General features: G+C 58.3%; 20 protein-coding genes, 1 tRNA gene and 1 pseudogene. 7 read left to right on the forward strand and 15 right to left on the reverse strand.

Annotated features, from left to right (window positions below):
* Nucleotides 1-48 precede the first annotated feature (48 nt).
* Entirely contained in the window at nt 49-696 is a 648-nt protein-coding gene (locus HMPREF1287_RS08455; RefSeq protein ID WP_023016423.1) for a rhomboid family intramembrane serine protease, read from the forward strand.
* Between the two features lie 306 nt (nt 697-1,002).
* Nucleotides 1,003-2,418, forward strand: coding sequence for an NAD(P)/FAD-dependent oxidoreductase (locus HMPREF1287_RS08460; protein ID WP_023016424.1), 1,416 nt, complete (start codon nt 1,003-1,005; stop codon nt 2,416-2,418).
* Here HMPREF1287_RS08460 and HMPREF1287_RS08465 read toward each other — a convergent pair.
* Together HMPREF1287_RS08465 and HMPREF1287_RS08470 are read right to left on the reverse strand one after the other, a co-directional pair.
* Entirely contained in the window at nt 2,408-3,010 is a 603-nt protein-coding gene (locus HMPREF1287_RS08465) for a hypothetical protein (protein WP_023016425.1), read from the reverse strand. The two genes, HMPREF1287_RS08460 and HMPREF1287_RS08465, sit on opposite strands and share 11 nt — an antisense overlap.
* A 352-nt stretch (nt 3,011-3,362) precedes the next feature.
* Entirely contained in the window at nt 3,363-3,671 is a 309-nt protein-coding gene (locus HMPREF1287_RS08470; RefSeq protein ID WP_023016426.1) for a hypothetical protein, read from the reverse strand.
* Nucleotides 3,672-3,983: 312 nt separating this feature from the next.
* On the opposite strand from HMPREF1287_RS08470, the gene HMPREF1287_RS08475 reads away from it, so the two are divergent.
* From HMPREF1287_RS08475 to nagE, 3 genes are read left to right on the forward strand one after another with little or no spacing between them, the layout of a single operon-like run.
* The gene (locus HMPREF1287_RS08475) at nt 3,984-5,159 is read left to right on the forward strand and encodes an N-acetylglucosamine-6-phosphate deacetylase (RefSeq protein ID WP_034653290.1); all 1,176 of its coding nucleotides are present in this window, start codon (nt 3,984-3,986) and stop codon (nt 5,157-5,159) included.
* A gap of 10 nt (nt 5,160-5,169) precedes the next feature.
* On the forward strand, nt 5,170-5,934 hold the full coding sequence (gene nagB, locus HMPREF1287_RS08480) for a glucosamine-6-phosphate deaminase (RefSeq protein WP_023016428.1): 765 nt from the start codon (nt 5,170-5,172) through the stop codon (nt 5,932-5,934).
* A 57-nt stretch (nt 5,935-5,991) separates the two neighbouring features.
* Nucleotides 5,992-8,079: an N-acetylglucosamine-specific PTS transporter subunit IIBC gene (gene nagE, locus HMPREF1287_RS08485; protein ID WP_034653718.1), complete on the forward strand. Its 2,088-nt coding sequence runs from the start codon at nt 5,992-5,994 to the stop codon at nt 8,077-8,079.
* A gap of 66 nt (nt 8,080-8,145) precedes the next feature.
* Here nagE and crgA read toward each other — a convergent pair whose 3' ends face one another.
* The 8 genes from crgA to HMPREF1287_RS08525 form a co-directional block, all read right to left on the reverse strand.
* A complete protein-coding gene (gene crgA / locus HMPREF1287_RS08490; RefSeq protein WP_005276080.1) occupies nt 8,146-8,418 on the reverse strand; it encodes a cell division protein CrgA in 273 nt (90 codons plus the stop codon).
* Between the two features lie 70 nt (nt 8,419-8,488).
* Complete coding sequence (gene pknB / locus HMPREF1287_RS08495; protein ID WP_023016430.1) at nt 8,489-10,441, reverse strand: Stk1 family PASTA domain-containing Ser/Thr kinase; 1,953 nt, start codon at nt 10,439-10,441, stop codon at nt 8,489-8,491.
* Between the two features lie 3 nt (nt 10,442-10,444).
* A complete protein-coding gene (locus tag HMPREF1287_RS08500) occupies nt 10,445-11,956 on the reverse strand; it encodes a serine/threonine-protein kinase (protein WP_023016431.1) in 1,512 nt (503 codons plus the stop codon).
* Complete coding sequence (locus HMPREF1287_RS08505; RefSeq protein ID WP_005276086.1) at nt 11,956-13,386, reverse strand: penicillin-binding transpeptidase domain-containing protein; 1,431 nt, start codon at nt 13,384-13,386, stop codon at nt 11,956-11,958. Before HMPREF1287_RS08505 ends, HMPREF1287_RS08500 begins: the two co-directional genes overlap by 1 nt.
* Nucleotides 13,383-14,735, reverse strand: coding sequence for an FtsW/RodA/SpoVE family cell cycle protein (locus tag HMPREF1287_RS08510; protein ID WP_005276093.1), 1,353 nt, complete (start codon nt 14,733-14,735; stop codon nt 13,383-13,385). Before HMPREF1287_RS08510 ends, HMPREF1287_RS08505 begins: the two co-directional genes overlap by 4 nt.
* Nucleotides 14,736-14,738: 3 nt before the next feature.
* A complete protein-coding gene (locus tag HMPREF1287_RS08515) occupies nt 14,739-16,103 on the reverse strand; it encodes a PP2C family serine/threonine-protein phosphatase (RefSeq protein WP_023016432.1) in 1,365 nt (454 codons plus the stop codon).
* Nucleotides 16,100-16,552, reverse strand: a complete 453-nt coding sequence (locus tag HMPREF1287_RS08520) for an FHA domain-containing protein (protein WP_005276102.1) — start codon at nt 16,550-16,552, stop codon at nt 16,100-16,102. The genes HMPREF1287_RS08515 and HMPREF1287_RS08520 overlap by 4 nt, the downstream gene beginning before the upstream one ends.
* Before the next feature lie 25 nt (nt 16,553-16,577).
* Entirely contained in the window at nt 16,578-17,411 is an 834-nt protein-coding gene (locus HMPREF1287_RS08525; RefSeq protein WP_005276103.1) for a DUF3662 and FHA domain-containing protein, read from the reverse strand.
* Between the two features lie 208 nt (nt 17,412-17,619).
* On the opposite strand from HMPREF1287_RS08525, the gene HMPREF1287_RS08530 reads away from it, so the two are divergent.
* A tRNA-Leu gene (locus tag HMPREF1287_RS08530) sits at nt 17,620-17,704 on the forward strand.
* Nucleotides 17,705-17,948: 244 nt separating this feature from the next.
* Here the strand turns inward: HMPREF1287_RS08530 and HMPREF1287_RS12605 are convergent.
* The 3 genes and pseudogenes from HMPREF1287_RS12605 to HMPREF1287_RS12850 form a co-directional block, all read right to left on the reverse strand.
* Nucleotides 17,949-18,366 (reverse strand): annotated as a pseudogene (locus HMPREF1287_RS12605) (transposase family protein); the annotation flags it as partial.
* A 164-nt stretch (nt 18,367-18,530) separates the two neighbouring features.
* Nucleotides 18,531-19,385 carry a 23S ribosomal RNA methyltransferase Erm gene (gene erm, locus HMPREF1287_RS08535; protein WP_016459102.1) on the reverse strand — a complete coding sequence of 285 codons (855 nt, stop codon included), beginning with the start codon at nt 19,383-19,385 and terminating at the stop codon, nt 18,531-18,533.
* Between the two features lie 99 nt (nt 19,386-19,484).
* A complete protein-coding gene (locus tag HMPREF1287_RS12850; RefSeq protein WP_071569110.1) occupies nt 19,485-19,550 on the reverse strand; it encodes an erythromycin resistance leader peptide in 66 nt (21 codons plus the stop codon).
* A 68-nt stretch (nt 19,551-19,618) separates the two neighbouring features.
* On the opposite strand from HMPREF1287_RS12850, the gene HMPREF1287_RS12610 reads away from it, so the two are divergent.
* Complete coding sequence (locus HMPREF1287_RS12610; protein WP_173783247.1) at nt 19,619-19,954, forward strand: hypothetical protein; 336 nt, start codon at nt 19,619-19,621, stop codon at nt 19,952-19,954.
* 130 nt (nt 19,955-20,084) lie between these two features.
* Here the strand turns inward: HMPREF1287_RS12610 and HMPREF1287_RS08545 are convergent, their stop codons facing one another.
* Nucleotides 20,085-20,657: a recombinase family protein gene (locus HMPREF1287_RS08545; RefSeq protein ID WP_023016435.1), complete on the reverse strand. Its 573-nt coding sequence runs from the start codon at nt 20,655-20,657 to the stop codon at nt 20,085-20,087.
* Nucleotides 20,658-20,659: 2 nt separating this feature from the next.
* Nucleotides 20,660-23,854, reverse strand: coding sequence for a type I restriction endonuclease subunit R (locus HMPREF1287_RS08550; protein WP_023016436.1), 3,195 nt, complete (start codon nt 23,852-23,854; stop codon nt 20,660-20,662).
* Nucleotides 23,855-23,863 lie beyond the last annotated feature (9 nt).

Consider the following 23,863-nt stretch of genomic DNA (forward strand, 5'->3'; position numbering starts at 1 on the left):
GTTCGTTTAGTTTTATCCGAATGCCAACAAAGGGTCAGCTTCTACGCCATGGTGAAAAATTATTTGCGAACCGCCCCCGTTACCTCGACCATCGCCGCGATCTGCATCATCGCGTGGTCAATTACCGCGGTACAAGCTCGCACATTGGGCGAGACCTTCTTTCTCTCCACGCTGAGCCAAGACTGGGCCTTGTGGGGGCCGCAGTACGCCGATGCGCCGCTAACGGCGCTGTCCTCGGAATTCATGCACTTGGACGGCGGGCACCTCGCGGTCAATATGGTGATGCTCCTGCTCATCGGTAGGGAAGTAGAGCGCGCCTTAGATACCGGGCTATACATTGCCGCGTACCTAGTTTCTTGTTTGGGCGCTTCCGCCATGGTGCTGTGGTTCGATTTTGGCACGCCCACGGTAGGCGCCTCCGGGGCGATCTTTGCCCTGATGGGCATGCTGGTGGGCGTCTTCCGGCAACGCGGGATGGACTTGCGCGCGCCCATCGTCCTCGTATTGGTCAATGTGGGCTATACCTTCGTCGCAGAGGGAGTCTCCCTGTGGGGCCACCTGGGTGGGTTGTGCACCGGCATTGTCTTGAGCTTCTTCCTCTTTCATCGAAATAAATCCGTGCGCTGGGCGGGTGTCGCTCTCACCGGTGCGGTCATCATTGTGTTATTGGCCCTGCGAGCTGGGGTTTGGGGATAACTGTGGAATTTGTTCACCGGAATGGGTGTGCGAAAGAAATCCACAACAGTTATCCACATTGTGGATAACCACATTCTTGTAATTTACCGAACGCTTTTCCGGAGTTTTCCCTGATCACACAGGTTATAGCGGTATCGGCGGCCGAAAAGTCACCTGTGGAAGGCCGTGAAAACACTTATCCACAGGGTGGGGATAAGTCTGTGAAATAAATTTTCCACAGGTTTCTTCCACAGCCTGTGGATAACTTTGTACCCATCGTGTGGGCGAAAAGGTAGATTGGGGCCACTGACCTGCACAAGGAGGACTGTGGATAAACAACCGCACGCTGTGATCGTCGGCGCAGGGCCCAATGGGCTCACCGCCGCGGCCCGCCTCGCCACGGCCGGCTGGCGCGTGGATGTGTATGAGCGCGCCAGCCACCCGGGTGGGGCAGCGGCATCATCGACCGAGATCTTCCCGGGCACCATCGTCGATCTTGGCGCGGCCGGCCATCCCTTCGGTATCGCGAGCCCGGCCTTTCGCTCGCTCAATTTGGAATCGCACGGCCTGCGCTGGCGCCATGCGCGCTATCCCATGGCCCATCCACTGGAGGGCGCGCCAGCAGGCATTCTCCATAATTCTCTAGAGGAGACCGCCGCGGGGCTCGGCACCGATGCCAGGGCGTGGACTCGCCTGCACGGCCACGTGGTGCGCAATATCGATGCGCATCTCACTAATGCGCTGACCCCTCTGGTGCACTGGCCCGAGCATCCGGTGCGCTTGGCACAGTTTGGAGTGCCGGGCCTGCTCCCGGCGAGCGCGCTCGCGCGGGCGGCATTTACTTCCCCGCAGGCCCGCGCCTTATTCGCCGGTAGCGCGGTGCACGCCATTACCTCGCCTACCAGGGCTTTTACCTCCGCTTTCGGCCTGCTCTTTGACGCGCTCGGCATGACCCGCGGCTGGCCGGTGGTAGAAGGCGGCACGCAGGCGCTTGCCGATGCCCTCGTCTCCCTCCTCCGCTCCCACAACGCCCGCATCTACACCGGCGCCGACATCACGGATGTGCGCAGCCTGCCCCGCGCGGATGCCCTTATCCTCAATCTCACCCCGCGCCAGATCCTTAGGCTGGGCGGGCTCGACCTTCCTGCACGGACTCGACGAAACCTGCGGCGGTGGCGCTATGGCAGCGCGGTGTACAAGGTGGACTTTCACTTAAGCGAACCCGTGCCGTGGGCCGATCCCCGCGTGGGCCAAGCCGGCACCGTCCACGTGGGCGGCAGCGTGGAGGAGATTGGTGGGGCGGAAAGGGACATCGGCAAGCGCCGCATGCCCGTAAATCCCCTGGTCATGGTGTGTCAACAGTACGTGGCCGACCCGTCGCGCGGGCTGGTGCTGTGGACCTACGCGCACGTGCCGCACGGCTATGAGGAGCGTTATCCACGGGAGGTGACCGGCCTCATTGCGCGGCAGATCGAGCGCTTTGCACCAGGTTTTCGCGATACCATCCTGGCCACCCGCGCGACGAGCCCAGCTGACCTGGAACGCTGGAACCCCAACCTGGTGGGTGGCGATATCGCTGGTGGCGCGATGACCGGGCTGCAGACCGTGCTGCGCCCGCGCCTCTCCGCGCACCCGCACCGGCTCGCGCCGGGAATATTTATGGCTTCGGGGTCCACCGCGCCCGGGGCCGGCGTCCATGGCATGCCCGGCTGGTGGGCCGCTGGGGATGTGGCTACCCCTTAATAGGAGCCCGGCGTTCGCAGTAGAAGAAAACCGCACCGATCATCCACAGCGTTACCGCTGCAAGATATCCAGGGGTGGTCGTGGTCTGCGGATCGATACCATTGCCTGGGATAAGCCCAGTAACCAGTGGCTCCAGCACGAAACCGAGTACTGCAACGTAATCTAGCCAGCCCAACCTGTGGGAAAATGCCCCCGCCGCGCCGAAAAGTGGCCCGGCGATAAGGGCAAAGAGGAACCACGCGCCATTAGCTAAAAACGCCGTCTGCCAGTCGTAGATACCAAAGGCGGAAAGCAGCCCGTAGTGCACCGCCAACATGAGCAGGAGTATGCCGGCTCCTGCGAAAAAGGCCGTGGTCCACCGGTGGGAGCACGCCTTGCCCATGAGGTAAGCAAATAGCGCCCACACCATGCCAGAGCCCAGCACTGGGCCAAGGTAATTGCGTAAGGAAAGGCGCGCGGGTGCGGTGCCTTCGATCAGGGCGGGATCAGAAAACGCGATATGGACGACGGCATAGGCCACCGAGACGGCTAAGCCGGCCAAGAGAACGTACTGGGACCGGTGCCGCGGCGGTGCGGGTGAACGACTGGTCATGGTGTGCTCCTTGAGATGAGGATCCCGCCATGTCCGAGGCGAGTACTTGTGAAGGACATGAAACGGTTATAATTTCAATAATAATAATTGCATGCGCGATATCGCGGAAGAGCACTCTTAGTGGTCATTTAGACAGTAGATCGCACCCAATTTATCCCTGCGCTTTTGCAGGGTAGCTGCTTGATGACAAAACCGGAGGGCCCAGTTGAGCAGACTGATTATCAAGGCAATGAGCATGGATATGTCTCAAAATGCACATATAGGGCTAGTCATGAAGCAACAACCACAGTGCTAAGGGCTACGTAACTTAAAGGAGATACGTGGTCAGTTTTCATCTCTATTCTTCCGTAGGTCATTCATTGGTCGGGCGCATAAAGATATCCATCATCGAGAAGATGGGATCTGACGAGGCAAAGATCCGGTCTGTTATATCACGCGGCGACCAGCTATCAGGGAAATCCTTGAACTCATTTGTGACAGTTCCGAGGGCCAAATCGGGACTATTTTTAACAGCAGTGAGGATGGTGAAAACCTCGTCAGGGGTGGCGTGGAAAGAGTTTATGTCATTAGCGCCGGTGGCATCAGCAATGCTGGCCCAATCATTTACTTCCGCAATATCGCTTAAAATATTAGAAACAATAGTTTCTGGTTTTAAATCCATATTTACGTTCTCCTGACGTGACGCGGTGGTTGGCGTAGGTAGCGCGCTTGCTAGAGAGAAGCCGAGGGTAGAGGTGGCATCGGCAAGCGATACTTCCTAAAGATCAATGTAGTCCAGTGGCTGGTGCGGGTCTATGCCTAAACGAATTTGAGCATCACAGTCGATAGTCCTCGAAAATCTCACATAAAAAATTGAAAGTGACCCCATTGACAACGGCTTATGGTACCAATAGGTTATAACATAGTGCTGCGCTGGGATATCGGCGCGTTTATGGGACGGTGCCTGCCCACACAACAGAAAAGTGAACGAAATATGCAGACACAGACGAAGGGCCGCGTAGAAGGCCTGTACATCGACGAGAACGTCGAGCTGCGCGCTGGTGCGCTGAACTTTGGCGGGCGCATTGAAGACATCTCGCTTGGCGATGTCCCCGCAGCGCACGCGGCCTGGCAATCCGGTGACCCAAACGTTTTGCTGTGGGTCCCAGGTTTTGTGGACTTGCACAATCACGGCGGCAATGGCGGAAGCTTTCCCAATGGTGATTATGACCAGTGCCGCGCCGCCGCGCGCTTTCATCGCGCCCACGGCACCACCACCCTTATAGCCAGCATGGTTTCTGGAACGCAGGCGGAGCTGTGCGCGCGTGCGGAGTTGCTTGCCGCGCTGGCAGATGAGGGGGATATCGCTGGCATCCATATGGAAGGCCCGTTTATCGCCGCGGCCAAATGTGGCGCGCAGGATCCATCGCGCATCGTGCCAGGGAACCCAGACTTTTTCCGCGCGGTGATCGATGCCGCCCGCGGCCACCTGCGGTCCATTACCTTCGCCCCAGAAACCCAGGCCGCGGCGGAGCTCCTCGAGGTTTGCGCAGAGCACGATATTATCGCCAGCCTGGGCCATACCGAAGCTGATTACGAGACCACGTTGCGAGTCATGGCGCAGGCGAAAGACTTGGGCGTCACCGTGACCGGCACCCACCTTTTTAACGCCATGCCGCCCATCCACCACCGTGCACCCGGCACGGTGGCCGCGCTCCTTACCGGCTCGAAGGCGGGCGATGCGGGAGTAGAGCTCATTGCCGATGGCGTGCATCTTGCCGATGGCACCGTGGATATGGCCTATAACCGCCGCTCCTTTGCGGTCACCGATGCGATGGCCGCTGCCGGCATGGCCGATGGCTCCTATGAGCTGGGCTCCCTGCCCGTTACCGTGACCGATGGCGTGGCGCGGGTGGACAGTGGCGCCATCGCCGGTGGAACCTCCACCTTGGCGCAGCAATTTGCGCGTTTTGCCGCGCGCCACGGCGCAGAGGAGGCGGTTCGGTTTACCTCCACCACGGCCGCGGACGTACTGGGGGATAAGGACATAGGGCGTTTGGCTCCCGGCAAGCGCGCCAACCTCGTGGGCCTGAATGCGCAATTCGAGCCCATGCGCGTCATCGCTGATGGCATTGACATCACCGCCGCGACAGATACTGATTCACGTTAGGAAATACTGCATGGACATCCTCATTCGTTCCACACCAGCAGAGGTGGCTATTGCCGCCGCCGATATCTTCGTCCGCTATGCCAACGCCGGGGCCACCTTGGGCCTGGCCACGGGTTCTACTCCGGTAGCGATGTATCAAGAACTCACCGCCCGCTGCGAGCGCGGGGAGGTGAGTTTCGCTCGCAGCCGCGCCTTCCTCCTCGATGAATACGTGGGGCTGGATCGCTTCCATGAGCAGTCGTATTACTCCACCATCCGCCGCGTATTTACCAGTCACGTCGACTTCATCGATGAGTTAGTGCAGAGCCCCGAGGGCGATGCCGCGGACTCGGACCGCGCCGCAGCCGCCTATGACCAGGCCATTCGCCATGCTGGCGGCATCGATATCCAGCTGCTGGGCATTGGTGGCAATGGGCACATCGGCTTTAATGAGCCCTCCAGCTCCTTGCAATCGCGCACCAGGCTGGAAACGCTACACCCGCGGACGGTGCAGGATAATGCCCGCTTTTTCGAGAACACGGATAGCGTTCCTCGCTACGCGCTGACCCAGGGGCTCGGCACCATCAGCGAGGCCCGTCACCTATTGCTGCTGGCCACCGGGACCGAAAAATCCAGCGCGGTCCGCGACATGGTGGAGGGTCCGCTATCCGCGCACTGCCCGGCCTCAATCCTCCAGCTGCACCCGCGGGCCACGGTGATTCTCGATGAAGACGCGGCTTCCCAGTTGGAAGATTACGAGTACTACCGCTTTGTGGATGAGCACCGTCCGCACTGAAGCCCTCTTTTACCTCTTTACACCTTTGAAAGGACTCCTCTCGTGAAACTCAATATTATGGGGCCGCTGCAGCGGCTCGGAAAGGCGCTGATGGGCGCCGTGGCAGTACTGCCTGTCGCGGCGATCCTCGGCGGCGTTGGCTACTGGATAGCCAGCGTTGCCGGCCAGGATAACGTTGTCGCGCAGCTGCTGGTCAGCTCCGGCGGTGCCGTGCTGGATAATCTGGGCTGGATCTTCGCCGTTGCCATCGCCTTTGGCCTGGCCAAAGACTCCAATGGTGCCTCCGCACTGTCCGGTTTCCTGGCGTATGCCACCTTCATGAAGCTCTTGGGCCCCGACGCGGTGGCCGGCTATCGCGGCATCGAAGATCCCGAGGCTCTTACGGGCGACGAAGCCGTCGAATGGGCGGCTGAAGGTTGGAATGCAGTCGGTGACGGCAACGTTCTTTTCGGCATCCTTGCAGGCATCATGGCGGCGATGGTCTATAACCGCTTCCATGGCACTAAGCTGCCGGACTTCCTGGCCTTCTTCTCTGGCCGCCGCCTCGTCCCCATCCTCACTGCGCTTTTCGCCATCGTGGTTTCCGCCATCCTCTACTTCGTATGGCCCTTCATTTACCACGCGCTCTTCAACTTCGGTACCTCCATCCAGGGCCTCGGTGCTGCGGGTGCGGGCATCTACGGCGTGGCCAACCGCCTGCTCATTCCGACGGGTCTGCACCACGCACTGAACTCCGTGTTCTGGTTCGACGTTATTGGTATTAACGACATCGGTAACTTCCAATCCGGCCAATCCACTATCGACGCGGCCGCCGCGGCTACCTCCGCAGCGGAGTGCCCTGGTATTTGGGAAAACGGACAATGCACCGTGGACGGAGTGGTTGGACGCTACCAGGCCGGATTCTTCCCAATCATGATGTTCGGCCTGCCAGGTGCCGCCCTGGCCATGTACCTGCGCGCGGATAAGGGCCGTCGCAAGGTCATCGGCTCCCTCATGGCCGCCGGCGCCCTAGCCTCCTTCTTCACCGGCGTGACCGAGCCGCTGGAATTCTCCTTTATGTTCGTCGCCCCGCTGCTTTATGTGGTGCACGCGCTGCTGACGGGCCTGTCGGTCTTTATCGCCTCCGCGATGGAATGGACCGCGGGATTCGGCTTCTCCGCAGGTTTTGTGGATATGTTGTTGTCCTCGCAAAACCCGCTGGCCAATAAGTGGTACATGCTCCTAATTATGGGCGTTATCTTCTTCGCCCTGTATTTCGTTATATTCTACTACCTCATCGGCTGGTTTAACCTGAAGACCCCAGGCCGCGGCGATGACGAGGACGCCCTTGAAGACGACGATGCCGCGACGGGCGATGATAAGACCGCCGCTTCCGCCTCCCGCATCATCGAGGGTCTCGGCGGCAAGGACAATATCGATTCCCTGGATTACTGCACCACCCGCCTGCGCGTGGGCGTGAAGGATCGCGCGCTTGTCGATGACCCCACTATCAAGCGCGCCGGTATCTCCGGCGTCATCCACCCTTCCGAAAAGAACGTGCAGGTCATCGTGGGCCCCTCCGTGCAGTTCATGTTTGATGAGGTCAACCACCAACTGCGCACCGGCTCCGCCTCGGTAGCTACGAAGTCGGCGAAGCCCAGCGAAGAGGCTCGCCCGGCGGAGAAGATCGGCACCGATATTCAGCTCCACGCCCCGTTCGAGGGAACCGTCGTGCCGCTTTCTGAGGTCCCCGATGAGTCCTTTGCTCAGGGCATGGTGGGCGAAGGCTTTGCCGTTATTCCTACCGTGATCGATGCCTTCGATGTCTGTGCCCCAGTAGATGGCACCATCACCATGGTCTTCAAGACCGGCCATGCCTTCGGCATGCGGACTGAAGAGGGTCTTGACCTGCTCATTCACATCGGCATCGATACCGTGGAATTGAAGGGCGAGGGCTTTACCAAGCTCGTGGACAAGGGCGATGTCGTCCGCGCCGGCACCCCCATCATTGCGGTGGAGTCTGAGAAGCTGCGCGAACGCGGCATCAACCTCATCACCCCGGTGGTCTGCCCCACGGTAAAGCAGATCGCTGGAGTAGATATCGAACACGAGGGCCGCGCTGACCAGAGTGTCTCTGTTGCCCGTGTGCGCCCGGCTGAACACTAAGGCCTAAGCACGGAAACCCTCGCGGTCACCTTGCGGTGGCGGCGAGGGTTTCTTTTTGGCGGCGGTCTAGCGCCAGCCCATGGTCATGAGCAAACCAATGAGGGCGAGGCCGAAACCAATCCCGTAGTTCCAACCGCCGAGCTCCGCCATGAAGGGGATGGATTCACCGGCGAGATAATTGACCACGAGCCACAGCAGGCCAATGACCATCAGGCCAAGCATGATGGCCACGTACCACTTCGGGGTGCCTTCAGAGTTGATTTTGACCGGGGTGCGATTCGCCCCGGCAGAGCTCGATACCTGGGTGGCAGAGCTCTGGGTGATCTTTGACTTTGGCATAAGAGACCTTCTCTAGACTTCAGTTCTTATCTCAGTGCTTACTGATGAATTACGATACCAGCAGCGGTGGTTACGGCAGTAGCGCCGAGGCTTCGAATTTCCAGATGCGAACCTCCACGTCCTGATCCTTGCGGATGGTATCGCCAGGATTGATGGATGCCCAACCGATCTTATTGCTATCGACCAAGGCGCCGGTAGGAATTGGCTCGCCCACGCGCAGCTGGCCATCCCAGCCCGCCTGGCGCAGGGCATTTTCGGCTTGTCCTTGATTCTTGTGCATGACCTCAGGTGCCTTCATGAGCATCCCATTGGATACCTCAATGGTGACAGTCTGGCCCTTTTCCAGCTGTGCGCCCTGGTTGGACACGTTCAGCACGGTGCCTTCCGGCTCTAAGGAATCGACTTCGCGGACATTGACATCAAAGTCACTGGCTTCGAGGCGGCTGCGCGCATCCTCCTCGTTCAAACCGGAAACATCAGGAACGCGCTTCTTTTCGATGCCCTTAGATACCGTCACCCGGACCTTCGAGCCCTTGGACAATTGGGTACCACCCGCGGGGTTCTGCTGGATTACCTCGCCGGCGGGGGCCTCATCATTGCGCTCGGAAATATCGGAGTTCAGCTCTAGGCCTGCCTCTTCCAAGACCTGCGCGGCCTGATCCAAGTTCATGCCGGTGATATCCGGGACATCGATGATTTCCTTGCCGGAAGAAACGGTCAAGGTAACCGAGGCATTCTTCTGCAATTCCGAACCCGGGGCCGGATTGATGCGAATCGCCTTATTGCGATCGATATCCGGGTTAGCCTCTTCGTTAACGGTGACGAGAAGCCCCAAGTCCTCGAGATCTTTGACCACTTCATTGCGCGGGCGGTTTTCTACCTCCGGCACGATGACGCTATTGTGCTCCGCTACCTCGGTTTGGTCACGGCCACTCCTATCCTTTTCATCGTCGCTACTCCAGAAATCCCAGGCAAAATAGCCCAAGATGGCGACCAACAGCGCGACGAGGAGCAGCGCGAGCCATTTCATCCAACCGCCGCCTTCATCCTCTTCGGGTGCTCCGGTAGGACGCGTCGATTCGATCGGTGCCCGGTGGGATGTAGCAGTAGCGGTGGCCGACGCGGGCATCGCCGTCGTGGCATCGTCCTCGTTGACGTGCATGCGGGCGGCCTCGGTGACCTGGCCCGTGCGCAGGCGGTCCAAATCGCCGGCCATCTCCCAGGCGGACTGGTAGCGGTCCGCGGGGTGCTTGGCCATCGCGGTCAGTACCACCGCATCGATATTGACCCGCTGGGTGGGGGTCAACGAGGGATCATCGATAAGCTCCGAAGGCGGGGTCGGTTCTTCCTGCACATGCTGGTAAGCCACGGCAAAGGGGGTTTCGCCTTCGAATGGGGTGCGGCCGGTGAGTACCTCGTACATGACGCAGCCCAGCGCATAGACATCGGAACGCGCATCGGCGTTCTTGCCGCGCGCCTGCTCCGGGGAAAGGTACTGGGCGGTACCGATAACGGCAGAAGTTTGGGTCATCGCCGAGGTCGAATCATCCAATGCACGGGCGATGCCAAAGTCCATCACCTTCACCTGGCCGGTATTGGTGAGCATGATATTCGCCGGCTTGATATCGCGGTGAATGATTCCCGCCTCATGGGATGCCTGCAAGGCCTCCGCGACCGGCTTGAGGATCTCCGCCGCCTCTTGGGCAGGCAGCGGGCCATCTTCGCGAATAATATCGCGCAGCGTGGCCCCGTTGACCTTCTCCATCACGATATACGGGATGGTCATGCCGTCCATCTCGGTCTCGCCGGTGTCATAGACCGCGACGATATTGGGATGGTTTAATTTGCCCGAGTTCTGCGCCTCGCGGTAGAAGCGCTCGCGGAAGTTGATATCGCGAGCCATCTCCGTGCGCAGCATTTTTACCGCTACTTGCCGGCCTAAAGTGGTGTCTTCTGCGGCAAATACCTCGGACATGCCGCCGGAGCCGATGATCTCACCGAGCCGGTACCGGTCATTGACCATGGCTTAGTCACCATCCTGTCTTAATAGGTCAGATAAATCCCCAGGGAGTTCATCGGGCTGTGAGTTTACTGTGTTTTTCTGCTCAGGTGTATTTTCGACGTGCGTCTCCTGCGGCTGGCGCTGCTGGGGCTGACGTTGCTGCGTCGGGGTATTCGGGGCCTGCTGGTTTCGCGTCGGGGCCTGCTGGTTCGGGGTCTGCGGCTGCCGGTGATTATCGCGCGGCGCCTGGTTGCCCTCCCGATCCGTAGGCTCCGTCTCCGTCACCGTCACTTCCTGCGGCGTTTCATTAGTATCTTCTTCCTCCAGGGTTTCTACCTGCGTGGTCGTGGGATCCCGGTATTCGGTAACCACGGACGTTTCTTGGGTAGACGAAGGCTCGCTATCGCCGCCCTCGCTATTCATGAGGTTCATGATGGCGTAGCCGGCCGCGGCAAGCAGGGCGATGGCCGCGACGATACCCAGGCCTTTAAGGAAAGACTTCCCGCCCTTCGAATCATTGGCCGGGGCTGGTGCTGCCTTGCGCTGTGGTGCCGCCGTCCCCGTGGCCGTCCCCGCCGCCGGATGAATGGTGGTGGGCTGGGCGACATCGGCAAGCATCTCAGTCGATGCCGAGGGCGAGGGCTCCGGGGCCTGCTGGTGGGGCGGAATGGACTTGGGCTGCGGTGGGCGCTTGCCCAGGCGTACATCGGATACCGCGACCGTAAATTCATTGCCATCGGCATAGCGGGTATTGGGATCCTTGCGCAGCGCGATACGAATGAGCTCGCGCGCCGGGGCGCTAATCGTGGTCGACAGCGGTTCAGGCTCTTGATTAATGTGGGCAAGAGCAATGGACACGGAGGAATCGCCCGAAAAGGGGCGCTTGCCGCCGAGCATCTCGTAACCCACGACGCCGAGCGAATAGATATCCGAGGCAGGGGTGACCTCCTTGCCCTGCGCTTGCTCAGGCGAAACGTACTGGGCGGTACCTACCACCATGCCGGTGCGCGTGAGCGGTACCGAGGCAGCCGCCTTGGCGATGCCAAAGTCCGTAATCTTTACCTGCCCATTTTGGGTAATCATCAGGTTGCCGGGCTTAATATCGCGGTGCACCAAGCCCATCCGGTGGATTATGGATAGGCCGTGGCCCGCCTGCTCAAGCACGTCGAGCGCGAGTTCTTCTTGCAAGGTGTTCTCGCGCGCGAGCAGGTCCGCGAGGGATTCGCCCCGCACGTATTCCAAGGCCATGAAGCAGAATTTGCGGCCATTATCTTCCAGCTCGCGGTAGTCATACGTGGTCACCACGTTATCGGACTGGATAGATTCGGCGGATTCCGCTTCATTGCGGAAGCGAGAGAGGAATTCCTGGTTATCAGAAAACTCCGGCCGCAAAACCTTGATGGCTACTTCGCGGTCATTGCGAGTGTCATCGGCAAGCCACACCGTTGACATGCCACCGTGGCCAATGATCCACTGCAGCTCGTAGTCGCTGCCGATGAGTTCCTGGAGATGGTCCTTATTCTCGGTATTCTTCATTACTGCTCCCCCTGGTATGCGCTCAAGATGGCACGACCAATTGGGCCAGAGACTCTGCCGCCCGTTGCGGATTCGCCCAGGTTACCGCCGTTCTTGACGACGACCCCGACGGCAATATCGCGGTCCGGGTCAAAGGCCACGTACCACACGTGCGGAGCCAAGCCTTCGCCGTGCTCGGCGGTACCGGTCTTGGATGCAAAGCCATTGCCGTCGTAGCCCCACGAAGAACGCTCGGAGGCAAACATCAAGTCCTTAATGGTCGATGCGGTCTCTTCCGTCACGGCCTCGCCGCCCTTCTTGGGCTTGGTGGTGCGGATCTCCTTCATCTGGGCATCGGTAATGCGATTGACCAGGTAAGGCTCCATGCGCGTGCCCTTATTGGCCACGGTGCCGGCCATGACTGCCGCCTGCAACGCGCTCATGGTGACATCGCGCTGGCCGATGGCCGATTGCGCCGTCGCCGCACCATCCGGCAGGTCACCCAAGGTACCCGCGGAGGAAGAGACGCCCAGATCGTATTTCTTGCCGATTCCGAAACCCTCCGCGTACTTGCGCAGCTCATCCGCGCCAATCTGCTCAGACATCTGCACAAATGCGGTATTGCACGACAGCGCAAAGGCGGTCTGCAGGGTCACTGAATCCTGGCCGTTGCATTTCTCATTGCCGTAGTTGGTCAGCTCCGTGACGGCATCCGGCAGGGTAATCACGTTGGCACCGGTCAGGCTTGACGAGGGATTGAATCCATTATTCAACCCGGCCGCAGTCGTAATGATCTTGAAAATAGATCCCGGTGGCAAGGTATCCGCCGCTGCATGGTTGACCAGTGGCTGGCCCGCTTGCTCCTGCAAACCCGTCCACGCCTCATCGGCGGACTCGCCGACCAGTGAATTTGGGTTAAAGCCCGGGTTGGAGGCCATGGCCAGAATCTTGCCCGTCGATGGTTGGATGGCAACCGCCGAACCTTCGTATCCCGGACCCGCCAACTGGTCATACGCGGCCTGCTGCAATGCTGGGTCGATGGTGACCTCTACATTAGCGCCCTGGGTGGGCTTATTCGCGATGGTATCCAGCCAGTGCTGCTTGAACAGGGAATCATCCGTGCCATTGAGAATGTCATTTTGCGAAGATTCCAATTCCGAAGCGCCGAATTGGCTGGACAAGTATCCGGTGATATTGCCAAAAGCAGGCGAATCGATGGGATAAGACCGGGAGTAGGTCTCATCCGGGTTTTCCGTAGATTGCGCCAGCACCGTATTGCCGGAATAGATCTGGCCGCGCGGGGTGGTCTGCAACTCAATAAACCCGCGCGAGTTCTTAGCGTTATGCGCGTATTTATCGTCCGAAAATGCCTGAATCACCGTCAGGTTCACCAACAGGATTGCGGTCAAGACGATGGCAAAAAGGGACACTAGGCGGATGGATTTGTTCATCGGTAAGCCTCCTGAACCGACGGGAACATGGAGGTGTCACTCGGAGCATTGCTCGAGTTCTCCTGCATGGGTCGGCGTGCTGCGTTAGAGATCCGCAGCAAAATCGCCAACAGTACATAGTTAGCCATGAGAGAGGAACCACCGGCGGACATGAAAGGAGTGGTTAAGCCGGTCATCGGCAGCAGGGCGGAAATGCCACCGGTGACGACGAAGACCTGTACCGCCAAAGTAAGAGAAAGGCCTGAAGCGACCAGTTTGCCGTAGGTATCGCGGGTACGCAACGCGGTATTGAATCCGCGGGTCACCAACATGCCAAAGAGGACCAAAACGGCAGCTAGGCCGATCAGGCCCAATTCCTCACCGATGGCGGCGAGGATGAAGTCAGAGTGTGCCACCGGCACCAATTCGGGGTGTCCTTGGCCCAAGCCGCTGCCGGAAATACCGCCAGAGGACATACCAAAAAGGGACTGGGCCAATTGGTAGCCGGTGTTGTCGTAGTTAGCCAGCGGGTCCATGAAGTTGGAAAAACGCTGCTGGATCTTTTCGGATACCTGGTAAATGCCAAAGCCACCGATACCAACGAGGACGAGGCCAATAAATAGCCAACTAACCCGGCCGGTAGCCATAAATAGCATGCCCAGCACCGTGCTAAAGAGCAGCAATGCCGGACCGAAGTCATTGGAAATGCCCATGATGATAATGGCGATGGCCCACACGATGAGAATGGGGGCGAGGTCGCGCAAGCGGGGCAGGGAAATTCCCAAGAAACGATAGCCAGCCACGGTAAAAAGGGATCGCTTCTGCGTTAGCAGCATGGCAAAGAATAAGATCAGCATGATCTTGGAGAACTCACCCGGCTGGATGGAAAATGGCCCGAAGTTCAGCCAAATGCGCGCCTCAACGCCATCAGGTTGTGGCCACACCAATGGCAGCGCCAACAGTACGAGGCCGGCTGCGCCTAAGATATAGGAGTAGCGGGTGAGTGAGCGGTGGTCCTTGACAACCGCCAGGACCAGTACAAAGAGCACCAAGCCAACGACGGTCCACATGACTTGGCGGACCGCGAGACCCCGATCATTGACCAAATCCAAGCGGGCCAAAACGATAAGCCCAATGCCATTAAGGATGGCCACGATAGGCAACATGATCTGGTCCGCGTAGGGCGCCAAGAAGCACATTGCCAAGTGGGCAATGGTAAAGACACCAATGAATCCACCGATGAGGTAGATCAGGTCCGTCGTAAGCGCATTATCTTGCGACAGCTCCAAACTGACCAAGGTAATGGCAAAGACAGCCGCGGCGAGAATAAGGAGGCCGAGTTCGATTCTTCGGCTAAAAAACTTCTGCATCAGCTACACCTCCCTACAAGTGACCCCAGGTTTGTTTTCCTTGGTGTCTTTATTGTCTTTTTGGCTCGGTGCAGTGATACATGGCTTGAGTGCCTTTTCACCCAGGTCATTAATCTGATCCTGAACCTTGCTCAGATCACCGGCGGAAATGTGGTTGACCGCGCCGCGCTCAGACTCGGGCAGGTCAGAGACCTTCAGCGGGGTGAAGTCTCCCTTGCACTTCTGTGCAGAAAACAGCAAGGAGTTCTTGTCATTGATGCACACGTATTGGTGGGTGGAGCTTAAATCCTTGCCAAATACGGAATAATCCGCGCCCTTCAGGATGGTGATTTCCTGGGCATCGTTGGTCTCGGCGTAGTAGTTATTGGACAAGAAGTTCTTTACCCACAGCCCTGCGCCGATAACGAGCGCCAAGATGATGATGAGCGCGATGAGGACCTTCCACCCGACTTTTCGTCGAGAAGGCTCGTCCTCTGCCTCTTCTTCATCGGAGTCCTTAGCCGCGTTGTCCTCATCGGCCATGACGGCCGGCGGAATTACCTGGGGTTTACGGGTGAGTTTGGCGGCGCGTGATGCAGAAGAATCCGGGTGAGTGGGCTCTTCTACCGAACCCGCCAGCGCGCCAACGCGGAAAGGCTCGTGGGTGGCGGGCTTTTCTTCCGTAACCTCGCCGATGACGACCGTGACATTGTCTGGTCCGCCCGAACGTATGGCGAGATCCACGAGGGTGGAGCCCGCCTGTTCGATGCTTCCTTGGCCAAGGGCAGTCTCAATCGTGGAAGCCGTAACCGGGTCAGACAGTCCATCCGAGCACAGCAGGATGCGGTCTCCCGCCTTGGCTTCGAATGTAAAGAGGGTCGGCTCCACCGCACGGCCGGTATAGGCCTTCAAGATGAGGGACTTTTGTGGGTGGGAAGAAACATCTTCTGCGGCCAGCTCGCCCTTATCCACCAGGGACTGCACGTAGGTATCGTCCTTGGTGATTTGCTCGAGCTTGCCATCGCGCAGCAAATAAGCGCGCGAATCGCCCACATGGCAAACGCCAAAGGTGGTGCCATTGAACAGCATCGTGGACAGCGTCGTGCCCATTCCTTCAGTCTCTGGGTGGGCGGTGACGTGCTCGCTGATGGCTTCATTGGCGTCATCGGCAGCAGCTGCAAGGAGCGCCTCCGTGTCCTCCTTACCCGGATCCTGATCCAAGATTTCGAGGTGGTTGACCATGAGTTGGGAGGCGACCTCACCCGCGGCATGCCCGCCCATGCCATCGGCCAAAATCAGCAGGTGGGATCCGGCGTATCCGGAGTCCTCATTATTTCCGCGGATAAGCCCGCGGTCCGACTTGGCAAAAAAGTTTAGCTTCAGTGTCATGCGTTCAACCTCACGGTAGTGCGGCCTAGCTTAATTTCGGAGTTCGCGCCGACTACCTCAGGTTGGTCGATGCGCACACCATTGACGAGGGTTCCGTTGCGAGATTCCAAATCCTCCACTACCCACTCGCTGCCGCGGCGAAATAGGCGTGCATGATGGCCGGAGGAGTAATCATCCCCAGTGACAAAATCACAGTCGGCGGCACGTCCCAAGGTACATTCCTCGAGCGTGCCCAAATTCATGTGGGATCCCTGCAAGGGACCCTCCACAATAGAAAGCTGCTTCACCGCAGCATGACTGCGCGGGGACGCACCCATTTTTGACGGCTGTGGCATAGCACCTGCGGATTTATTGGTATCCCGCCGCATGGCATTCAAGGCCACCAGGACAAATACCCACAAAAGAGCCAATAAGCCGATGCGAAGCGCCAGCATGATGACTGCATCCATGGCGGCCTCCCTTCCTCAGTGTGAATTAGTAACTATGCGAATCAAGGCCCGTAATGCGGACCTCGACGTGGGAATGGCCCATGGTGATCACATCGCCATCGGCAAGCAGCCAGTTATCAATGGGAGTGTCATTGACCGTGGTGCCATTGGTGGACTGCAGATCCACCAACACGGCATCTTCACCGTTCCACGTGATTTCCGCGTGCTGGCGGGACACGCCCGTATCCGGCAGGCGCAAATCCGCATCATTGCTGCGGCCAATAATATTTGACCCTTCCTGCACGTGGTAGACGCGGGAAGAGCCATCCTGCAACATCAAATTGACTGCGGGGCCCTGCGTTTGCGGCGCGGGTTGGTCATCTTGCGCAATGAAAGCGGTAGTAGCTGCGTCATCCGCATTATTTTCGTGCGGGTTGGTCATCTGGTCCTCCTGACCATCAAAGTCGTGGAAAATCGCCTCGAAACCGGTCTCTTCTGTGGGCTCGTGATCTATAAACGAGGACACACGAAGCTGGCCCGTGCGCAGGCCCGATTCCTCCGCAATCCGCACAATGACGGGACCAGCGAGGGACCATCCGTTATTGCGGATAAAGCGAGATAATTGGTCTGCGCAATCGGCAGGCAAATCGGGGTCTTGCGACAAGTTCTCCAAATCCTTGGAGGAGACACCTACAGTCATGACATTGGGACTATAGAGTTTGTCATCGTCCCCGTGGCCGAGATTGTCCTGGGCTTCTTGCTTCAAAAGCTCATCAATCTCTGCAGGAACGACCTTGCCGCCGAAGACAAAAGCCATGCCGTTATCAAGGCCGCGTTGCATAGCGGAATCGAGCTTCGCCAGCCTTTCTAAAAACGCCACGAATTTTGCTCCTTTCCGCTATACAGCGATCAGTAGTGATCAGTAGTAGCCATTATAGTTTGTACACCCCTTTCAAACGTAGACGGCGGCGCGAAAGTTCCTAGATTTTCGCCTTTAAATGCGCAAAATAATCCGCTTTTCCTGCTGATTTGTAATTGCAAGTGCTTCCTGTGCTATCTTTATCTAGTCGCACTGACAACCACACCCTGCCCGGGTGGCGGAATTGGCAGACGCGCTGGCTTCAGGTGCCAGTGTTCGATAAGGACGTGCGGGTTCAAGTCCCGCCCCGGGCACAATGAGCAGTTGAACAAACTGCGACACCGGAGGTAACAAACTCGAAAGGGTTCGTGACCTCCGGTTTCTTTCATTTTTCAATCTTTGAGGTGCGAAGATTGCACGCGTGGGGATTGAGGGTGTGAATCCCACTGTCGTGGGTTTGATGAGGTAGTCGATGTTGCGGAAGCTTTGGCATCGGCGTGCGTTGTGCTCCGTACGTTGTTTCAAAAACGGGTTTCATCAAACGGAACAAAACCTGGGACACTTCATATCCCACCCCAGGCCTAATGACTTGGGTGCAGCGGCAACGCTCATCCGATTTAGGCAGAGTCGTTGCAGGATCCAGTGGGTCACCTGGTCCGTGGTCTTTGAATTGTCGGGCGCGCAGGCAAGGCCAGCACGGAAGATCTTCTGCAAGCAACGCTTGTTGGTGCACCGGTAGCGTGGAAGGCGCACATGAAGTTGTTGGGTGGCCGACGATGGGCAGATCGACCAGGCTGCGGATGACGTGGTCGCGGAATACTCCAGGCTGCCCGCAGGTAGGGCATTCATTGATCGGCTCGACGGGTTCGGCTTCAATAACAGTGACGTCACCGTTTTCTGTGGCACCGGTGATAGTAGTTCCTAGTTTTGCGGTGCGGCAGATGGTATCGACGATGACATTTCCGTTAGGCTGCACAGTAGGTCCTTAGTTTTGTACGGATGGATTAGATACCTTTTTCCTACAAAGCCAAGGACCCCAATATCTTGTGCCACGCCCGAACCCCCGGCGAACTAATCAATGCACTCTAAAACCGGAAGAGCCCTTTTAGTACTACTGGTGGATTTCGGTTTTGGTGGGGATTAACGCCGCCGGCTTCGGTTTTTCCGTTGAGGAGGTCGTTGACTACTTCCCGATGGTGAAATGGGTCGATGGTGAGGTAGAGAGGAACCAGTCACCTGGAAGAGATCGATCCAGTCGTTGGTGTGCAATCTGGGAGGTAGGGTCGCGGGGTCGATTCCTCGCGAGCGCAACCATGATTGTGTTTCTGAACGTGATGAAAACAACCCTGCCCTTCGGAGAATTTCCCCTATCCCGCGTCCCCGGGCAGTGAAAACGGTGTGCACCATCGCCTGAAAGGCTTTGCGCTGCTCTATCGGAATCTTCGGGTCACCCACCCGGCGGATCACTAAGATCCCCCCGTCAACGTTTGGCTGTGGCCGGAAAGCAGGCCTTGGTACCCGAGAACCCAGGTGAAATGTGAACCATGGGGACCACTGAGCCGTCATCATCGTGCTTGCGCCTACCCCGGCCCGGCGGCGAGCGACTTCCCACTGCATGAGGAGTACAGCGTCAGTCCATGCTGGCGCATGCAGCAACTTTCGAAGAATGGCAGTGGTGAGGTGAAAGGGAATGTTTCCCACAATGACGCAGGGAGTGGCGGGTAACCGGAAGTTAAGGAAATCATCATGGACCACTTCGACCGCCGCCGAGGAGGTTTCTTGTGTGATTTTGGCAGCTAGTTTTGCGTCCACTTCAACTGCCGTTATCGCCCTCCCCAAGTGGGCCATCGGGTGAGTGAGGGCACCGCTTCCTGGTCCGATCTCAATGATGGGGCCGGAGGTTTGTTTCACAAGGTCGATGATGGAGTTGATGATCTTGTGGTTGGTGAGAAAATTTTGGCCATGCTCGTGACGGCCGTGTCCGTATGCAGACATCAGGTGTGCTCCTTGGATTTGAAAGGGAGCCGGGCATGACAAATAGCCGCCCGGCTAAAGGACCGGAGCGGTTTTTAACCTACGGGGTAGGAAACCGCCTTAGCGGTTGGTGCGCAACCGCAAGAAAGCGGTACCTGAAATCAACATGGGTCTAATTATATCCATTTAAATTCGCGGGTGATATGAAGGGCCCAGGTTTTGTTCCGTTTGAGTAGATGTGAAAATCTTCGAACATGCCGAAGAAGTTTGATCAGGAGGCGAAGGACCGTGTGGTCCGCCTCGTGGAAGCTCGCATTCTGGCGGAGAATATTTCGATGCAGAAAGCCTGCAAGATCGTGGCACCAAAGCTGGGCTTTCGTGGCACACAGCGAGGCAATGGACGCAGGCCGCTCGACGTGAAGGACGCGTTAGTGAACGGTTGTCTGAGGGAACCAGGGGGAGTCGCCTGCGGAGCGCACGACGCGGTTTTCGACGAGGTCTGCGACGTGGTGGAGGAATTGGGTGACGGATTCGGTGGTGAAGTGCGCCAGCGTGATGTTGTTGACTTCCATGCCAAGGCGAACGGCTGACAGCGGCTTGGTGGCCATGTTTTCACTCCTAGAGGTGGTGTTCGGGTCGTTTCTGCCCAACACCTTACGGGCCGGGTGTGCACTTTCTGACCGTGTTTCCACCTGGGGGTTTCGTTTCGCGCAGACTCGTTTACTTAGTATCGTCCACCTCACGGATAGCCCTGTAGATGGTTTGCCGGGAGACGTTGAAGGACCTGGCGACTGACTTCACTGACTGGCCGTTCTCGACCAATAGCGCAGCCTGTTGCTTCTGCTCTTTACTGAGCTTCGGCTTCGGGCCCGCAACTCGTCCCTGTGCTCGGGCATGGGCGACGCCCTCGCGAGTGCGCTGAATAAGGAGGTCACGCTCCCACTCAGCTAGAGAAGCCATGATGTTGACCACGACCTTATCTGCAGGACGGGATGTGTCCAGAGCAGGATCAAGGACCCGGACATTGATGTCCCGGTCAGCTAGGTCGGAGATGGTAGTGACGGTTTCGACCATGTTGCGGCCCAGCCGGTCTAGCCGGGTCACGACCAAGGTATCGGCCGGCCTCATGTAGGCGAGGGCATCATCGAGGCCGGGGCGAGACCACTTGGCACCACTAATGGTGTCGCTGTAGATATGCTTAGGGTCGCAACCAGCGTCGATGAGGGCCTTGCTTTGCGTGTCCAGCGACTGCCCCTGTCGCGAGGTCGAGACGCGCGCATATCCAATCAACATACCTACTCACCTGTCAGTTCTTCCTCGGTCACGCTGAGGTCAGCAGGCAACGCGCCGTCGATGACGTAGGTGCGTAGCAGCTTGTCCAGCAGAGCACGGACCTTGAACTTCGACACCCTTGCTCCGGTGTCTTCCGTGAAGTACGCCGCCGCCAGGTCAAGGTCAATTGATGCCTTTAAGTCATCGAAACGCCCATACTCGTTGATGGTTGCCGCCGTGACCCGGGCGTCGAGTATCCGTCGCAGCTGCGCCATGTCCAGCCCTAGACATTCATGCAGTCGTACCAGCTGTCGGTCGCGCTCGGTGATGCGGTACTCGTTGATGTAGTCGTGCACTGTCTTGCCTGGTTGCAGGGTCACGTCACCTGCTTGGAGGTCGTGCAGCCAACGGTTAGCGTAGCGCTGGTCATCCTGACTCAGGCGGGCGAAGCTGGCATGCAGCTGTTCCAGCAGGTCATCGAGCACATCCTGCGGCACGCCGTCCTGGAGGGCCTTGAGGTACTTCTTGAACTTGCTGTTGAGGTACTCGGCATCAATGCGGTCGGTGTCGATGTGCTTGATGTGCACGTCAATGTCGAAGGGTGCATCCTCAGGCGACTGCTCTGAGTCGTCGCCTGCCTTGCCGAGCTCCTTGTAACGGGTCACCAGCGTGGTGTAGGTGTCCTCGGTAAGTTCCACCACGATAGGCTCCGTCAGGGCATCGAAGTAGTAGGTGTCCTTGTCCGAGGTGAAGCCCTGCACCTGCGCGGCCTGAAGTTCCCGGTACATGCGGTTGAAGGTCTTGGCGAACTCGCCTTGGTCTGCCTCAAGGTCGGGTAGCTGCGAGAAGTCCGGCTGGCCGGTCTTCGGGTCGGTAAACAGCGCCTCGATGGTAGCGAAGCACTCGTTGATGGATGTGAGGTGGTCATCGAGGTGGTCCACGAACAGGCCGAGGGGTCGGTCGCCGGAGTAGAGCTTTACCGCCCGGTCGATGTTGTCCCGCATAGTGTGCGGCCTGCGGTAGTAACGGATGGACCCGAAGGGCTTTTCCGGGCCGAAGATGCGGTTGGTGCGCGAAAAAGCCTGGATGATGGACTCGTACTCGATCACCTTATCCAGATAGAGGGTGTTGAGCCACTTGGAGTCGAAGCCGGTGAGCATCTGGTCCACCACGATGAGCAGGTCGATGTGTTGGCTGCGGTCGTCGAGGAAGGCCTTGGTGTTGTAAGGCTTCTTGTGGGCTAGGCGCTTGGAGACGTCCTTTTTGAACTCATCATGGGTCGGCATGGTGAAGTGCTGGCCGTAGGTGTTGTTGTAGTCGCGGAGAATCTCCAGCAGGCCGTCTTCCTTGAGCAGTTGATTGTCCCCGGTGTTGTCGATGTTGGGGTCAAACAGTGCTGTGACCTTGATGTGAGGGTACTGCTTCTTGAAGATGCGGTAGTACTCCACGGCCTCGGGAATGCTGGAAGTCGCTAGGATGGCATGGAACATGCTGTTGCGGCTGAGCTGCATCCAATGCTCGTTGATGTCGCTGGCGACAGCCTCGCGGTGGTTTGCCTTCTCATACTGGGTCGTTGGCAGGTAGTCCTCGATGCCCTTGGTCACACGCTTATAGGTGCTGTTGCCCTTATCGTCTTTTTCCAGCTCATAGATAGAGGCCATAGGGATCTGCTTCTTGTCCATGAACTTGCTGTAGACTGCCGCCTTCTGCGGGTCTGTCAGCGCTTCCTCTACGGTCTTGGCCTTGGCCGCCTGGAGGGCGACCACGGTGCGCACGTCATGCGTCCTGAAAGTCTCCACCATTTCAGGGTCGAAGCTCAACACGTTTTTATCGCGGATGCCGTCGGCAATTGAGTAGCGGTGTAGCTCATTGCCGAACAGTGTGGCCGTGGTGGAATGCTTCTTCTGGTTTTCGTCATGGATGGGCGTGCCGGTAAAGCCGAAGAACAGCGCGTTCGGCAGGGTGTGCTTGACGGAGGCGAGCATGTCACCGAAGGTGGTGCGGTGCGCCTCATCGACGATGAAGACCACGCGCTTGGAACGGATGAGGTCCAGGTCAGCTGTCTTCATCGTCTCAGGATTGACGCGGCTCATCTTGTGCAGTGAGGTCACGATGAGAGTGGAGCGCTTGTCCTTGAGCAGCGTTGCCAGGTTGGCAGCACTGGAGGTGTCCTCCACCGCGATGCTGTCGCCACCGTAGCTGACGTAGTTCTCCAGCGACTGCGTGCCCAGCTCAACACGGTCAAGCAGGAACACCACCTTGTCGGCGTTGTGGGAGTCAGCGATGAGCTGAGCGGTCTTGAAGCTGGTAATCGTCTTGCCGGAGCCGGTGGTGTGCCAGATGTAGCCGCCCAACTGGTCGCCACTGTCCCAGTCGTGACGGTCCACACGGTCAGCGATACGCGAGGCCGCATAGTACTGGTAGGAACGCATCGCCAGCAAGTTGCCAGAGGCACGGTCTGCGACGGTGTAGAAGCCGATGAGCTGGTGCGCCATCGGAATGGACAGCAGCGCACGTGCCACGTCGTCCCATTGGTTGATCGGCTCGTTGTTGAAGTCTGCCCAGTGGAAGAAGTAGTCCGGGTTGAATTTGCCTGCCCCCGGGTTGGCGAAGTAAATCGTCTCTTCTGGGGTCATGGCGACGAAGATTTGCACCAGGGAGAAGATTCCCTGGTAGACGCCCTCATGGGCGTATTTGGTTATCTGGTTCGCACCTTGGGAGACCGGCGCACCGGAGCGCTTCAGCTCGATGTGGAAGACCGGCATACCGTTGATGAGCAGCATCAAGTCGCCACGTCGGGTGGGCAGCAGCTCATTGGCGGTCTGGAAGCGCGGCTGGACGGCAATCTGGTAGCGCGACTGGCCACCGGCAATCTCTAGGCGGTCGTAGATTTTCAGGCTGATCTCAGAGCCGAAGTTTGCCGCCTGCGGTGCATCTCGGGTAATGGTCACGGTGCGACCGTTGATGAACTCGTTGAGCGCCAGCGGGGTGCGCAGGTTGTTGACCTGCTCGATGATTTGCGCCATCTCGCCTTCGGTGAGCGGCACGTCGCCTAGCAGGTCACGGCCCCGGTTGTTGGCGTAAAGAATGTCCGCCCAGTTGTCGATGAGCTGCTGCTCTGTCGGGAAACGCAGCAGTTCCTTGCTCCAGCCGTGGCGGGTGAGCAGGTCGATGAGCGCAGCCTCGAATTCAGCCTCAGAACGAAATGGTGTGGTCATAACTGCTCC

The sequence above is a fragment of the Corynebacterium sp. KPL1986 genome, assembly GCF_000477975.1.
Classification (GTDB): Bacteria; Actinomycetota; Actinomycetes; order Mycobacteriales; family Mycobacteriaceae; genus Corynebacterium; species Corynebacterium accolens.

Excerpts from the sequence above, each read along its gene's own strand:
- HMPREF1287_RS08455 (WP_023016423.1), top strand. The coding sequence starts at position 49 with ATGGTGAAAAATTATTTGCGAACCGCCCCCGTTACCTCGACCATCGCC.
- HMPREF1287_RS08465 (WP_023016425.1), bottom strand. The coding sequence starts at position 3,010 with ATGACCAGTCGTTCACCCGCACCGCCGCGGCACCGGTCCCAGTACGTT.
- HMPREF1287_RS08470 (WP_023016426.1), bottom strand. The coding sequence starts at position 3,671 with ATGGATTTAAAACCAGAAACTATTGTTTCTAATATTTTAAGCGATATT.
- HMPREF1287_RS08475 (WP_034653290.1), top strand. The coding sequence starts at position 3,984 with ATGCAGACACAGACGAAGGGCCGCGTAGAAGGCCTGTACATCGACGAG.
- nagB (WP_023016428.1), top strand. The coding sequence starts at position 5,170 with ATGGACATCCTCATTCGTTCCACACCAGCAGAGGTGGCTATTGCCGCC.
- nagE (WP_034653718.1), top strand. The coding sequence starts at position 5,992 with ATGGGGCCGCTGCAGCGGCTCGGAAAGGCGCTGATGGGCGCCGTGGCA.
- crgA (WP_005276080.1), bottom strand. The coding sequence starts at position 8,418 with ATGCCAAAGTCAAAGATCACCCAGAGCTCTGCCACCCAGGTATCGAGC.
- pknB (WP_023016430.1), bottom strand. The coding sequence starts at position 10,441 with ATGGTCAATGACCGGTACCGGCTCGGTGAGATCATCGGCTCCGGCGGC.
- HMPREF1287_RS08500 (WP_023016431.1), bottom strand. The coding sequence starts at position 11,956 with ATGAAGAATACCGAGAATAAGGACCATCTCCAGGAACTCATCGGCAGC.
- HMPREF1287_RS08505 (WP_005276086.1), bottom strand. The coding sequence starts at position 13,386 with ATGAACAAATCCATCCGCCTAGTGTCCCTTTTTGCCATCGTCTTGACC.
- HMPREF1287_RS08510 (WP_005276093.1), bottom strand. The coding sequence starts at position 14,735 with ATGCAGAAGTTTTTTAGCCGAAGAATCGAACTCGGCCTCCTTATTCTC.
- HMPREF1287_RS08515 (WP_023016432.1), bottom strand. The coding sequence starts at position 16,103 with ATGACACTGAAGCTAAACTTTTTTGCCAAGTCGGACCGCGGGCTTATC.
- HMPREF1287_RS08520 (WP_005276102.1), bottom strand. The coding sequence starts at position 16,552 with ATGGATGCAGTCATCATGCTGGCGCTTCGCATCGGCTTATTGGCTCTT.
- erm (WP_016459102.1), bottom strand. The coding sequence starts at position 19,385 with ATGTCTGCATACGGACACGGCCGTCACGAGCATGGCCAAAATTTTCTC.
- HMPREF1287_RS12610 (WP_173783247.1), top strand. The coding sequence starts at position 19,619 with ATGCCGAAGAAGTTTGATCAGGAGGCGAAGGACCGTGTGGTCCGCCTC.
- HMPREF1287_RS08545 (WP_023016435.1), bottom strand. The coding sequence starts at position 20,657 with ATGTTGATTGGATATGCGCGCGTCTCGACCTCGCGACAGGGGCAGTCG.
- HMPREF1287_RS08550 (WP_023016436.1), bottom strand. The coding sequence starts at position 23,854 with ATGACCACACCATTTCGTTCTGAGGCTGAATTCGAGGCTGCGCTCATC.